The following is a 14299-nucleotide window of genomic DNA, read 5'->3' on the forward strand; positions in this document are numbered from 1 at the left end:
GTTCCCTTGTGACATATGGGCTGTGTGCGAGGCGGGCAAGCAGATGCCGCACACGAAGATGTCAAAGCTGAAAGAGAGTGCATGCTGGGATTAGGAAAAGTCGCGCGAAAGGTGTTCGGAACGCCGAACGACCGAAAGATCAAGACGACCCGCCCAATGGTTGACAAGATCAACGCTCTCGAACCGGAATACGAAAAGCTGTCGGACGCGCAGCTGATCGAAAAAACCGCCGAGCTCAAAGCGCGCCATGCAAACGGCGAAACCCTGGAAGATCTGTTGCCAGAGGCATTTGCAAACTGTCGCGAAGCAGCGAAGCGCGCGCTCGGCCTGCGGGCATTTGATGTGCAGCTGATGGGCGGCATTTTTCTGCATCAGGGCAACATATCGGAAATGAAAACCGGCGAGGGCAAGACACTCGTCGCGACTTTCCCGGCCTATCTCAATGCGCTGACAGGGCGCGGCGTGCACATCGTGACGGTGAACGACTACCTCGCCCGGCGTGACGCAGAGTGGATGAGCAAGGTCTACAGCGCACTTGGTCTGAGCACCGGTGTCGTTTATCCGCGCCAGCCGGATGCCGAAAAGCAGGCGGCGTATGCCAGCGACATCACCTATGCCACCAACAATGAGCTTGGCTTCGACTACCTGCGCGACAACATGAAATCCGAGCTGAGCCAGATGTACCAGCGCGATCACTACATGGCGATCGTCGACGAAGTTGACTCCATTCTCATCGACGAGGCGCGGACGCCGCTTATCATCTCCGGACCCGCACAGGACCGAAGCGAATTGTACGTGTCGATCGACAAGGTGATCCCGTCACTGGCCGAAGAGCACTTCACGATCGACGAAAAGACCCGGAACGTCACTTTCACGGACGACGGCAACGAGTTCCTCGAAGAGTTGCTGCACGAGCAGGGTATCCTTCCCGAGGATCAGTCGCTCTATGATCCGGAAAGCACAACCGTGGTTCACCACGTCAACCAGGGACTGCGTGCTCACAAGCTGTTCCAGCGTGACAAAGACTATATTGTGCGCGATGGCGAAGTGATCCTGATCGACGAATTCACCGGGCGGATGATGCCGGGTCGGCGGCTGTCAGAGGGTCTGCACCAAGCCATTGAAGCCAAGGAAAGCTGTGAAATTCGGCCCGAAAACGTGACACTCGCCAGCGTCACCTTCCAGAACTACTTCCGTCTTTACGAAAAACTGGCTGGCATGACCGGCACAGCGCTGACCGAGGCGGACGAATTCGCCGAGATCTATGGCCTTGGCGTGGTGGAGGTTCCGACCAACCGCGAAATCGCGCGGATCGACGAAGACGACAAGGTCTATCGCACGACGCAGGAAAAGTACGACGCCATCGTGCAGGAAATCAAAGACGCGCACGAGAAAGGCCAACCGGTCCTCGTGGGCACGACGTCTATCGAGAAGTCCGAATTGCTGAGCCAGCTGCTGACGAAAGCCGGTTTGACGCACAATGTCCTCAACGCGCGCCAGCACGAGCAAGAAGCCCAAATTGTGGCAGACGCCGGTAAGCTTGGCGCAATCACGATTGCCACCAACATGGCGGGCCGCGGTACCGACATCAAACTGGGCGGCAATGTCGAGTTCAAGATCATGGAAGCGATTGCCGCCGATCCGGAAGGCGACCCCGAAGAGATCCGGCAGCGGATCGAGGAGGGCCACGCCGCCGACGAACAAGCGGTGAAGGATGCGGGCGGTCTCTTTGTTCTCGCCACGGAACGGCACGAAAGCCGCCGCATCGACAACCAGTTGCGCGGGCGGTCCGGCCGACAGGGTGACCCGGGACGCTCATCATTCTTCCTGTCGCTGGACGACGACCTGATGCGCATTTTCGGCTCTGAACGGCTTGAGAAAGTGCTGTCGACTCTGGGTATGAAAGACGGCGAAGCGATCGAACACCCGTGGGTGAACAAATCGCTCGAACGCGCTCAGGCAAAAGTCGAAGGGCGTAACTTCGACATCCGCAAACAGCTTCTCAAGTTCGACGACGTGATGAACGATCAGCGTAAGGTGATCTTCAGCCAGCGTCGCGAAATCATGGAAGCGCAGGACCTTTCCGAGATTGCGCAAGATATGCGCCACCAGGTGATCGACGACCTTGTCGACATCTACATCCCGCCGAAATCTTATGCAGATCAATGGGATACCCAGGGCTTGCACGACGCAGTCAAAGAAAAGTTGGGTTTCGAGGCCGACACAGTTGCCTGGGGCGACGAAGAAGGCGTGGACGCCGATGTGATCCGCGAACGGTTAGAAGAGGCGTCCGATCAAGTGATGGCCGAAAAGGCTGAAGCCTTCGGTCCGGACACCATGCGCCAGATCGAGAAGCAGGTTCTGTTGCAGACCATCGACAGCAAATGGCGCGAGCATCTTCTGACGCTGGAACACCTGCGCTCTGTGGTCGGTTTCCGGGGATACGCGCAGCGTGACCCGCTGAATGAATACAAATCCGAAGCGTTTCAGCTGTTCGAGTCGATGCTCGACGGCCTGCGCGAAGACGTAAGCAAACAGCTCGGCCAAGTCCGCCCAATGACCGAGGAAGAGCAGAAGGCGATGATGGAGCAACTTGCCGCGCAGCAAGCCGCGATGGCAAAGGCAGCCGAAGCCGCCAATCCTCAGGTCGATGCAACACCCGCTGGAAACCCGGAAAATGCGGTCGAGGGCTTCGACGAAACCGATCCATCGACTTGGGGCAATCCTGGCCGGAATGCGCCCTGCCCTTGCGGATCGGGGAAGAAATTCAAGCAGTGCCACGGGCGCCTAGTGTAAATGCTGACGTAAACCTGTCGCAAAGTCTCCGCAATCGGGCCTTAGGCATACCAAATTCGTCGTGCAGACAGGCTGATGCAGTCAACGCATCGGGAGTCTGCAATGGACCGCAAGTATTCAATGCTCATCGCCATCGGCACGGTGGCTACAGCGCTTGGGATTGGCGCGGCCATGCAGCTTTGGCCGCTCGGTCAAACCGCGGCCAACGGCGACGCACCGTTACCGGTTTCTGACGTTCAAGAGGTATCCTCGACCCCGAAGTCTTCGCTGCCAACCGACGCGGCGATGAATGCGTTCCTGCCGGTCTCGGTCGTCTCGAACTCTGTCAAACCCGAAGACGCTCCGAAGATCGAACTTCCACAATCAACCGAAGACGCCGGATTTGACTGTACCGTCGACATGACGGCCGAACCGGCAGCTGGCGCGATGATTGCAGTCACGCTGTCCGCGCCCTGCTACGGCAGCGAGCGTGTGACGATGCACCACAATGGCATGATGTTCACCGAATTGGTGCAGCCGGACGGCACGCTATCGCTGAATATCCCCGCCCTTGCGGAAAGGGCGCTCGTGATCGCGTCGTTCCTTGATGGTGCGGGCGCGGTGGCGCATGCAGAGGTCACGTCCGTTCCCTTCTACGAACGCGTCGTTCTACAGTGGCGCGGCGACGCAGGACTGCAATTGCACGCGCGCGAATTTGACGCCGAATACTTTTCGGACGGTCACATCTGGCAAGGGTCAGAAAGCGACGCGTCGCGGGCGGCCACGGGCGAAGGCGGCTTCCTTGTGTCACTCGGGAATGCAGATGCGCCGGATGCCCTCATGGCCGAGGTCTATACCTTTCCCACGGGTATGACCGACACCTCGGGAACAGTGGCACTCACCATCGAAGCAGAGATCAGTGACGCGAACTGTAACGCCGTGGTCGAAGCCCAAACACTCGAGATGCGCAACGGCAACGGCCTGCGCGCGAAAGAAGTCACCATCGACGTGCCAAGTTGCGACACGGTCGGTGACTTCTTGTTGTTGAAAAACATCGTCGAAGACCTGACAATCGCTCTCAACTAAACGGGCGGTTCGAGGCGACCTTCATGATCAATTCGCGTGCGGCTTTGGCAGCCGCACTTTTTCTGTTCTGTGCACCGCTGATGTCGTGGGCGGAAGACGTGACCTTGCGGTCGCGCGATGGCGCCATTGAGCTTTCGGGCACACTTCTTGGGTTCGATGGCCAGTTTTATCGCGTCGAAACGCAATATGGAGAGCTGACTGTCGACGGTTCCGGTGTTCTTTGTGAAGGGCCGGGCTGTCCGTCGCTCACGGATTTCGTAGCTCAGTTGTCGATCTCTGGGTCATCGACCATTGGCGAGGTTTTGCTGCCGGCCCTCGTCGAAGGCTTCGCCCTCCAGAACGGCATGAAAGCGCAGCGAATTACTGAGGACGACACGCATTTCTCATATGAGATCCGTTCGGGCGAAACCGAGGCGCTGATCGGCCGGTTCCGATTTCGCGTATCGAGCACCGACGAAGGGTTTGCCGACCTACTGGCGGACGAGGCTGACCTCGTGATGGCGCTGCGCGAGATCAGGCCGGGGGAACTTGACTTGGCGCAAGAGGCCGGGCTGGGGTCGCTGGACGATGTGAACCGAAGCCGGGTGATCGCTTTGGATGCCATGACGGTCATCGTGTCACCCGTAAACCCGATCACCGCGATATCGGTTTCTGATCTCGCCCGGGTCCTGTCCGGCGAGATTGACAACTGGCGCACATTGGGCGGACCAGACGCGCCTATCTCGATCCATATGAGGGACGCGCAATCCGGGATATCACAAGCCGTGGAAGACCGGGTTTTGCGCCGGGCGTCGGTTTCTCTTGTCGAGACTGTCGTCCGACATGACACAAACACGGAACTCGCGAACGCGGTGGCCTCCGACCAATTGGCCATTGGCCTGGCGAGCTTTTCAGAAGTCGGAAACAGCAAGGCGCTCGCCCTGACCGGGACCTGTGGTTTTTCGCTGCGCGCCAGTCGGCTGACCATCAAAACCGAAGACTATCCTCTCACAGCGCCGATGTTCTTGTACGTGCCCGCGCGGCGGTTGCCGAAACTGGCGCGTGAGTTCCTCGCCTACACGCGCACCGCGCCTGCACAAATCATCGCGCGCCGCGCGGGCTTCGTTGACCAGTCCCCGGAAGAGATCAGGCTGAATGCGCAAGGTGATCGCTTGGCGAACGCCGTCCGGGTCGCGTCCGGGGAGGAGGGGCTTGCCGATTTGAAACGTCTGATCGACACGCTCTCGCCTTTACGGCGCTTGTCTACGTCCTTCCGTTTTGAACCCGGTCAGACACGTTTGGACGCGCAGTCACGGTCAAATGTGCAGCAGTTGGCACAGGCCATCGAAACCGGGGTTTACGATGGTCGGCGCCTGGTTTTCATCGGATTTTCAGACGGCGAAGGGCCAGCCGAGATCAACCTCAGGCTCGCGCGGGAGCGCGCGCAAGCGGTGAAGGATGCCATCGAGGCAGAAGTCGAGGGGTCGCACCTGTCTCAGGTGGTGATGTCCACCGATGCATTCGGAGAGGCGATGCCTATGGCATGTGACGACACAAGCTGGGGCCGCCAGGTGAACCGGCGGGTCGAGGTTTGGGTAAGATAGGTCGGACATTTCAGATCGGCCTAAAGGTAGCCCTCTGATTTGAAACTGGTTTCGCTCGCTTTCCCGATGATCAGATGATCATGGACGGTAATGCCGACCGCATCGCAGGCGGCGACGATGTCCTGTGTCATGGTGATGTCGGCCTGCGACGGCGTGGGATCCCCAGAGGGATGATTGTGCACCAATATCAGCGCAGACGCGTTGAGGGCAAACGCCCGTTTGATGATCTCGCGCGGGTAGACGGGCACGTGATCCACCGTGCCCTTGGACTGCATTTCGTCCGCAATCAGCACATTCTTGCGATCGAGAAAGAAGATGCGGAATTGCTCGGTGTCGCGATGGGACATCGACGCGCGGCAGTAATTTAGAAGCGCAGGCCAGCTTGAGATCACTTCCCGCTTGAGAACTTTTGTCTGGGTCATGCGATGCGCGGCCGCTTCGATGATTTTCAGATCGATAGCAACCTGCTCCCCGACCCCTTTCACTTCGGTCAATCGGTCGATTGGGGCGGAAAGCACCCCGTTAAAGTCGCCAAACGTTTCGATGAGACGGTGCGCAATCGGCTTAACGTCCCCATTGCCAAGCGTGCGAAAGAGCAGGAGTTCAAGAAGTTCATAATCCGGCAATGGCTCCGCACCGCCGATCAGGAAGCGCTTGCGCAGGCGTTTGCGATGATCTTTGAGATACGAGGGGGTTTTGGCACGCGGCTTTGGCGGTTTTTCTACCGTGGGGACGATCCGCGGCGGAGGCGCGGTCGTCTCAAAAAGCGAAAGCTGAGCGGTTGAAACACGTCGCGGCATGGAGCCGACTTTGTTGGCACGATGCTTAAGAAAATGCTAACGGCCCCAAACCGGGGCCGCTTGCCTCAACCTTTCATCGAGTCCCAAAAGCCCTTGACCGATTTGAAAAAGCTCTTGGATTCCGGGTTGTTGTCTTCGCTCAGCTCTTCGAACTCGCGCAGAAGTTCTTTCTGTCGTGAGGTCAGATTCACCGGCGTTTCAACGGCCAATTCGATGAACATGTCACCCTGCCCGGACCCGCGCAGCGCGGGCATCCCCTTGGCGCGCAGACGCATCTGACGACCCGATTGGCTTCCCTGCGGGATCGACACGCGGCTGCGACCGCCGTCGATGGTCGGCACTTCGATATTTCCGCCGAGTGCGGCCACCGTCATCGACACGGGCACACGACAGTGCAGGTGTACGCCGTCGCGCTCGAAGAGGTCGTGCTTGGCAACTTCGATAAAGATGTACAAGTCGCCCGGAGGTCCGCCACGCAGGCCTGCTTCCCCCTCGCCAGCGAGGCGAATGCGGGTGCCGGTTTCCACACCTTTCGGAATGTTCACCGACAACGCCCGGTCCTTCTGCACACGGCCCGCGCCGCTGCAATTCTTGCAGGGATTTTTGATCGTCTGACCAAGACCCGAACAGGTCGGACAGGTGCGTTCAACCGTGAAGAACCCTTGGGTCGCGCGGACCTTGCCCATGCCCGAACATGTCGGGCAGGTGGTGGGTTCCGCCCCACCTTCGGCACCGGAACCGTTACACTCGCCGCATTGAACGGAAGTGGGCACCTGGATGGTCTTCTGCATCCCCTGATAGGCGTCTTCGAGCGTGACGCGCAGGTTGTAGCGCAGGTCAGCCCCACGCGACGCGCGCTGACGTCCACCGCCACCACGTTGGCCACCCATAAAATCGCCAAACAGGTCGTCGAATACGTCTGAGAACGCACTGGCGAAATCACCCTGCCCGCCGCCGAAGCCGCCACCGGGACGACCACCGCCGCCCATGCCGCCTTCAAAAGCCGCATGACCGTAGCGATCGTAAGCCGCCTTCTTGTCCGCGTCCTTCAGGACCTCGTACGCCTCGTTGGCTTCCTTGAACTGTTCTTCGGCCTTCGGATTGTCCGCATTGCGGTCCGGGTGCAGCTCTTTCGCCTTTTGGCGATAGGCTTTCTTGATCTCGTCGGCTGACGCGCCTTTCTTGAGGCCGAGCACATCGTAATAGTCGCGTTTGGACATCATGCCCTCCTTTGCCGGAACGTCAGAGGCCGGCCCGGTATCCGGACCGGCCTCGTGATTGTTCCGCCTGAGACAAGCTTAGGCGCGCTTGTTGTCGTCGAGATCTTCGAAGTCGGCGTCGACGATCGTGTCGTCGTCGCTTGGCTCATCGGCAGCCGCCGGGGCATCGTCGCCCTCATCGGCTTGCGCCTTGTAGATCGCCTCGCCCAGCTTCATCGCAGCCTCGGTGACGTTCTGGATGCCGGACTTGATCTTGTCCGCAGTGACCTTTTCGTCTTCCAGATCATCCTTAAGCGCCGCAATGGCAAGTTCGATCGCCTCGACCGTGGTCGGGTCGACCTTGTCACCATGCTCTTCCAGCGACTTTTCGGTCGAGTGGATAAGGCTTTCGGCCTGGTTGCGGCTTTCGACCAATTCGCGACGTTCCTTGTCGGCTTCGGCGTTCTGCTCGGCATCCTGGACCATCTTTTCGATGTCCTCGTCCGACAGGCCACCGGAGGCCTGAATGGTGATCTTCTGCTCTTTGCCGGTGCCTTTGTCCTTGGCGGACACGGACACGATGCCGTTGGCGTCGATGTCGAACGTCACCTCGATCTGCGGCATCCCACGCGGTGCCGGCGGGATGTCTTCAAGGTTGAACTGACCGAGCATCTTGTTGTCGGCCGCCATTTCACGCTCACCCTGGAACACGCGGATGGTCACCGCATTCTGGTTGTCTTCGGCAGTCGAGAAGATCTGCGACTTCTTCGTCGGGATCGTCGTGTTGCGGTCGATAAGACGAGTGAAGACACCACCCAGCGTTTCGATGCCCAAGGACAATGGCGTCACGTCGAGCAAGACCACGTCTTTCACATCGCCCTGGAGAACGCCTGCCTGAATGGCGGCGCCCATCGCAACGACCTCGTCCGGGTTCACACCCTTGTGCGGCTCTTTGCCAAAGAACTTGGTCACTTCTTCCATGACCTTCGGCATCCGGGTCATACCACCGACGAGCACAACCTCGTCGATGTCACCGGTGCTCAGGCCCGCATCTTTGAGCGCAGCTTGGCACGGCTTGAGCGACGCCTTGATGAGGTCACCAACAAGGCTTTCCAGCTTGGCGCGGGTCAGCTTGAGAACAAGGTGCAGCGGCTGACCGGTCTTTCCGTCCATCGAGATGAAGGGCTGGTTGATCTCTGTCTGGCTAGACGAGCTGAGTTCGATCTTGGCTTTTTCCGCCGCTTCCTTGAGGCGCTGAAGCGCCATCTTGTCTTGCGTCAGGTCAACGCCGTTCTCTTTTTTGAACTCGTCCGCGAGGTAGTTGACGATCCGCATGTCGAAGTCTTCACCACCGAGGAACGTGTCACCGTTGGTGGATTTCACTTCGAACAGGCCATCGTCGATTTCGAGGATCGTCACGTCGAATGTACCGCCGCCAAGGTCATACACCGCGATGGTGCGGGATTCTTTCTTGTCGAGACCATAGGCCAGCGCCGCGGCTGTCGGTTCATTGATGATCCGAAGAACCTCGAGGCCCGCGATCTTGCCGGCGTCTTTGGTCGCCTGGCGCTGCGCGTCGTTGAAGTATGCCGGAACTGTGATGACGGCTTGCGTCACCTCTTCACCAAGGTACGACTCGGCGGTTTCCTTCATCTTCTGCAGAATAAAGGCGGAAATCTGGGAAGGGGAGTACTTCTCGCCCTTGGCTTCGACCCAAGCGTCGCCATTGCCACCGTCAATAACGGCGAACGGCATGTTCTTGCGGTCTTTCTGGAGATCGGCATCGTCGTTGCGGCGTCCGATGAGGCGCTTGACACCGAAGATCGTGTTCTCGGGGTTGGTGACCGCCTGGCGTTTGGCCGGCTGGCCGACAAGGCGTTCGTCGTCTGTAAACGCGACGATGGATGGGGTGGTGCGTGCACCCTCGGAGTTTTCAATCACGCGCGGCTGCGATCCGTCCATGATCGCGACGCAGCTGTTGGTGGTTCCGAGGTCAATACCAATGACTTTGGCCATGTTGTTCGATCCCTTCATTCTTCAAGGCGATGTCACGAGACGAAGACCCATTTCGGCATCCCGCCCCGCATTTCAGTCCACTGACACAAACGTGTTCAGCAGGTCGCTGGGTATATAAGGAGGCGGTTGAACACCTGCAAGCATTCGAAGCCTGTGGAAATCTCGAAAATTTTGCATGCCGCGCGGTCAGGATGCGCTTAGATTGTGCGCCATGCCTTTGAATGTGCGCGGTTTCGAAATCTATTCCGGTTACTTCGATGTGTCCGAACAGACGTTTCTGGTGGAGGAGATCCGTAGCTGCCTTCGCGCCGCACCGCTCTTTCAACCCGTGACCCCACGCGGAAACCCCATGTCGGTTCGCATGAGTTCTGCCGGACAGTTTGGGTGGGTCAGCGACCGCCAAGGCTATCGCTATGAACCAAAGCACCCCTCGGGCGTGGCGTGGCCCGCGATCCCCGAACGGTTGCTCGAAACGTGGCGTGATCTTCTTCCCACAGCACGTCCGCCAGAATGCTGTTTGATCAACTGGTACGCGTCAGACGCCAAGATGGGCATGCATCAGGACAAGGACGAAGCTGACATGGACCAGCCAGTGGTTTCGGTATCCCTGGGGGACGAGGCCCTGTTTCGCATGGGGAACCAGACGAAAGGCGGCAAGACCGAGTCGATCTGGCTCCGATCCGGTGATGTGGTCGTAATGAACGGTCCAGCGCGACGCGCTTTCCACGGGATCGATAGGGTCCGTGCAAACAGTTCGACTCTTCTGCCAAACGGGGGCCGTATCAATCTGACCCTTCGCGTTGTGACCTGATCAGCGCCGCGCGGCCCACGACACGGATGCATGTCGCCGCGTGTAGAATTCACCCATCAAACCGATCATCAAGAGAGCGAGCGTGAGATACGCAACGTACTCCCAGTTGGTGTTGCGCGGCACGTAGTTGATGAATGCGTATCCGCGCGCCTGATCGATGGTGTGGAACAACGGGTTCCAGTCGAAAAAGGCAATCATGGACCCCGGCAGCGAATTGGCGACAAACATCTTGCCCGACGCGATCATGTTTGCACGGCGGTAAATCTGAGACGCCATGCTGACGAAGACCGGGAACCAAGGCTGCAGAGCGAAAAACACCAAGCCAACAGCGCCACCCGAAACCCAGGACAAAAGAAACATGCCAATCACTGGCATCGGATCGATCACTTCGGTCAAAACGTACGGATTCACCGCCACGTCGTACACGAAGAGGATGATAATGACCGACAGGGTCTGGATATAAAGTATACCCAGCATGCTCGACACGATGGAGATGAAGGTGTTCATCGGTGCGTGCTGCATCATGGCAGATGTCGGACCTTCGGCACCCAAAACAGCGGCAACAGCCTTGTTGTGGGTCATGAACATGAAGATCCCGGTCAGCAGAAAGATGACGAAATCACCGCGCAGCGCGATGCCTTTGAGACCGAGGATAGAGAACATGACATAGAAAAAGGTCACGAACAAAAGGGATTGCAGAACGCTAATGAAGATCGAAAGAAATGCGTTTCCGTGCTTCTTGCGGATAGAGCGTACGGTCGAGTGATAGATCAACTCGAGAATATTGACGGCACCCGAGGCCCGCGTTCGTGGTGCGGTGTTTCCGAACATCGTAAATCTGCCTCTGCCTCAGCCCGCGTTTCGACGTCAGTTGATCCGACTGTTGTTGCGGACAATCGTTAACGCGATGATAAGGGACGCGTGCTTTCAAATCAATCAAGACGGGGTCCGATGACTGTTGACTATGATGCATTGATGCAAACCTTGCGCCGCCTCGCGTTGGAAGCGGGTGACCGGATCATGGAGATCTATGACTCCGACGATTTCGAAGTCCGCTCAAAGTCTGACAGCAGCCCCGTGACAGAAGCCGACGAAGCGGCGGATGCACTGATTTCGGCCGGCCTTCGTCGCGCGTTTCCCGAGATCGCTCTGGTAACGGAAGAGCAATCGGAAACCCACGACCTCGACGTACGGGATTTTCTGATTGTCGATCCTCTGGATGGCACAAAGGAATTCATCAACCGTCGTGGCGATTTCACCGTCAATATCGCGCTGGTGGAGGATGGTGTGCCGACATTTGGCGTGGTCTATGCGCCTGCGAAGCAACGGCTTTTCTACACCAATGGCGCTGGCGGCAGTGTTGAGGAAGCCGGGCCGTTTGCCAAGGACACTATTGGAGTCGCAAAACCGATCCGCGTATCGACGCCTGACACGTCGGCACTGATGGTGGTGGCGTCAAAGTCGCACCGGGATCAGGCGACCGACGACTACATCAAAAAGTACACCGTCAAAGACAGCAAAAGCGCGGGGTCGTCCCTGAAGTTTTGCCTTGTTGCGACCGGCGAGGCCGACTTCTACCCACGGCTGGGCCGGACCATGGAGTGGGATACAGCGGCCGGGCACGCCGTTCTTGCCGGAGCCGGCGGTCGCGTCCTCCGCTTGGACGATCTAACACCTCTGGTCTACGGCAAGCCGACCTTTGCCAATCCGTTCTTCGTCGCCACCGCGCCGGGGGTAGACCTTATTCCCGTGTGACCGGGCAATGACACACCGTCTGGTCAGCGTGGTCGTTGTCAGTTGGGACAGGCCCGACTGGTTGCGACGCTGTCTTTTGGCAGTTGGCCAGATGGATCACCCAAGTTTCGAGGTCGTCGTCGTCGCATGCGCCTCTGGTGTGAAGGTGGCCGAGTTGGTGCGACTGCCGGTTGCCAAAGCCATCATTCCAATCGACAAACCCAATATTTCTGTTGCGCGCAACTTGGGCATTGGCGCAGCACATGGGGAGGTCGTCGCATTCATTGACGACGACGCGGTGCCGGAACCCACATGGGTCTCGCATTTGGTGGCTGCCTTTGATGACCCGTCCGTTGTGCAGGCAGGTGGTGTCACCTTGGGTCGTAACGGCATTTCGGTACAGCACGCGGCCGCGCGGGTCTCGCTGTCAGGCGTCTCCGAGGACGTGCCAATTGAAACCGAAGCGCCTTCGGTCCTGTCTCCGTCAGCCAAAGCCTGGCCACGGCTGCACGGCACAAACATGGCGATCCGGCGAAGCGCTCTTGTGGAGCATGGAGGCTTCGACGAACGCTTTTCCTTCTACCTCGATGAGACCGACCTCACGATGCGCATCGCACAAGCGGGCGGTACGACGATGCATGTTCCGAAGGCGATCGTGCATCATGCGAGCGGGCCAAGCCGGTTTCGAAGCGCAAATCGCGTTCCTCTGCGCCTGTTCGAGATCGGGAGATCAGCCGCGGTCTTTCACGCAAAGCACGTGGCTGAAAACAACCGTTACGCGGCACGTGCAGACTTCCTGCAGGAACGAAAGTGCTGGCTATTGCGGCACATGCAAGGCGGGACACTGACGCCGGACGATGTCTTCAGTCTGATGCGCGAGCTTACGAAAGGTTATGCGCTTGGAACGACACTGACGAAAAAGACACCCTCGTTCTCGGACAAGGTGAATGTGGATTACGTCGCTCCGGAAGCGGCTTCGCCTTCCGGTGACGTGTCCTTGGTCGTTCAGAGCACCAACCGAAGGCAAATCCTCGAGAAAGCCGCACAGGTGGTGCGAGAGGGCACGCGCGTGACCGTTTTCGATTTCACTGCCACGGCGCAATACCACCGGGTGTCGTTTTCTGACGAAGGTTACTGGCATCACACTGGCGGTATCTTCGGACGCATGCGCAGAGACGAGCCGCTCATTAAATGGGCGACCCGCGCACAGCGCGTCAGCGACTCACTCGCGTCACTTGACGGGGTGCGATCCGCCGGTCCTTTGTTTGCGGAAACAGAACAATAACCCGGAAACGACCGCATTTATTCCCAAGTTATGTCATACCCCGCGTCAGATAAGTGTGCCATAATGATCACCGCGCTTTAAGACGCGAAAGACAAAGATAAGGAGCAGCCACGATGCGTAGAAAAGTGACAAAGGCCGTATTTCCCGTAGCCGGCCTTGGCACTCGGTTTTTGCCGGCAACGAAATCCGTGCCGAAGGAAATCATGACGCTGGTTGACCGTCCTCTGGTCCAATACGCGATTGACGAGGCGCGCGCCGCCGGGATCAAGGAATTCATTTTCATCACCTCGCGCGGCAAGAGCGCGCTTGAGGATTACTTTGACGAGGCACCCGTTCTTGAACGCGAGCTGCGCAAAAAGGGCAAGACAGAGCTTCTTGAGACGCTGAAGAACACCAACATGGAAAGCGGCGCGATTGCTTACATGCGCCAGCACAAGGCGCTGGGGCTTGGACATGCCGTGTGGTGCGCGCGCCGTTTGATTGGGGACGAACCCTTTGCCGTGATGCTGCCGGATGATGTCATCTCGGCCGAAAAACCCTGTCTGCAACAGATGGTCGAAGCTTACGAGGAAACCGGCGGAAACATGGTCGCCGCGATGGAAGTCCCGCATGAAAAGACATCGAGCTACGGCATTCTGGATGTGAAAGAAGACATGGGCGCAATGGTGTCCGTGCAGAACATGGTCGAAAAGCCGAACATCGACGAAGCCCCCTCGAACCTTGCAGTCATCGGGCGTTACATTCTGGATCCTGCCGTCCTGAGGAACCTGAACAAAAAGAAAACCGGCGCGGGTGGCGAGATCCAACTGACAGACGCCATCGCGCAGGAAATCGACGGCACAGGTGTTTACGGCTACCGCTTCCGTGGGCAGCGCTTCGATTGCGGGTCGAAGGCGGGATTCCTGCAGGCGACAGTTGCGTTTGGCCTCGCTCGTGACGACCTGAAAGACGATTTGCGTGGCTTCCTCGAGTCAGTCATGCAAATCGACAACGCAGCCGAGTAACGCTTC

General features: G+C 58.4%; 11 protein-coding genes. 7 read left to right on the forward strand and 4 right to left on the reverse strand.

The genetic code is table 11. From position 1 onward, the window contains the following. Positions 1-81 precede the first annotated feature (81 nt). The 3 genes from secA (at position 82) to BUA42_RS10125 (ending at position 5444) form a co-directional block, all read left to right on the forward strand. Positions 82-2796, forward strand: coding sequence for a preprotein translocase subunit SecA (gene secA / locus BUA42_RS10115; protein WP_072777632.1), 2715 nt, complete (start codon positions 82-84; stop codon positions 2794-2796). A gap of 102 nt (positions 2797-2898) precedes the next feature. Continuing rightward, positions 2899-3861: a translocase gene (locus BUA42_RS10120; protein WP_072777633.1), complete on the forward strand. Its 963-nt coding sequence runs from the start codon at positions 2899-2901 to the stop codon at positions 3859-3861. Positions 3862-3884: 23 nt separating this feature from the next. Continuing rightward, complete coding sequence (locus BUA42_RS10125) at positions 3885-5444, forward strand: substrate-binding domain-containing protein (protein WP_072777634.1); 1560 nt, start codon at positions 3885-3887, stop codon at positions 5442-5444. Positions 5445-5464: 20 nt separating this feature from the next. Here BUA42_RS10125 and radC read toward each other — a convergent pair whose 3' ends face one another. The 3 genes from radC to dnaK form a co-directional block, all read right to left on the reverse strand. Further along, entirely contained in the window at positions 5465-6244 is a 780-nt protein-coding gene (gene radC / locus BUA42_RS10130; RefSeq protein ID WP_072777635.1) for a RadC family protein, read from the reverse strand. 65 nt (positions 6245-6309) lie between these two features. Beyond that, positions 6310-7464 (reverse strand): molecular chaperone DnaJ, encoded by a 1155-nt coding sequence (gene dnaJ, locus BUA42_RS10135; RefSeq protein WP_072778397.1) that lies wholly within the window; start codon positions 7462-7464, stop codon positions 6310-6312. Between the two features lie 78 nt (positions 7465-7542). Further along, the gene (gene dnaK / locus BUA42_RS10140; protein WP_072778399.1) at positions 7543-9459 is read right to left on the reverse strand and encodes a molecular chaperone DnaK; all 1917 of its coding nucleotides are present in this window, start codon (positions 9457-9459) and stop codon (positions 7543-7545) included. A 175-nt stretch (positions 9460-9634) separates the two neighbouring features. Here dnaK and BUA42_RS10145 point away from each other — a divergent pair, with 175 nt between their 5' ends. After that, on the forward strand, positions 9635-10270 hold the full coding sequence (locus BUA42_RS10145; RefSeq protein WP_245818993.1) for an alpha-ketoglutarate-dependent dioxygenase AlkB family protein: 636 nt from the start codon (positions 9635-9637) through the stop codon (positions 10268-10270). Here BUA42_RS10145 and BUA42_RS10150 read toward each other — a convergent pair whose 3' ends face one another. Continuing rightward, a complete protein-coding gene (locus BUA42_RS10150; protein ID WP_072777636.1) occupies positions 10271-11101 on the reverse strand; it encodes an ABC transporter permease in 831 nt (276 codons plus the stop codon). Positions 11102-11221: 120 nt separating this feature from the next. Here BUA42_RS10150 and cysQ point away from each other — a divergent pair, with 120 nt between their 5' ends. The 3 genes from cysQ (at position 11222) to galU (ending at position 14293) form a co-directional block, all read left to right on the forward strand. Continuing rightward, the gene (cysQ, locus tag BUA42_RS10155) at positions 11222-12025 is read left to right on the forward strand and encodes a 3'(2'),5'-bisphosphate nucleotidase CysQ (RefSeq protein WP_072777637.1); all 804 of its coding nucleotides are present in this window, start codon (positions 11222-11224) and stop codon (positions 12023-12025) included. Between the two features lie 7 nt (positions 12026-12032). Next, positions 12033-13289 (forward strand): glycosyltransferase family 2 protein, encoded by a 1257-nt coding sequence (locus BUA42_RS10160; protein ID WP_072777638.1) that lies wholly within the window; start codon positions 12033-12035, stop codon positions 13287-13289. A 113-nt stretch (positions 13290-13402) separates the two neighbouring features. Continuing rightward, positions 13403-14293 (forward strand): UTP--glucose-1-phosphate uridylyltransferase GalU, encoded by an 891-nt coding sequence (gene galU / locus BUA42_RS10165; RefSeq protein WP_072777639.1) that lies wholly within the window; start codon positions 13403-13405, stop codon positions 14291-14293. Positions 14294-14299: the final 6 nt, after the last annotated feature.

Origin of the sequence: Marivita hallyeonensis (assembly GCF_900129875.1) — a bacterium.
Taxonomy (GTDB): Bacteria; Pseudomonadota; Alphaproteobacteria; order Rhodobacterales; family Rhodobacteraceae; genus Marivita; species Marivita hallyeonensis.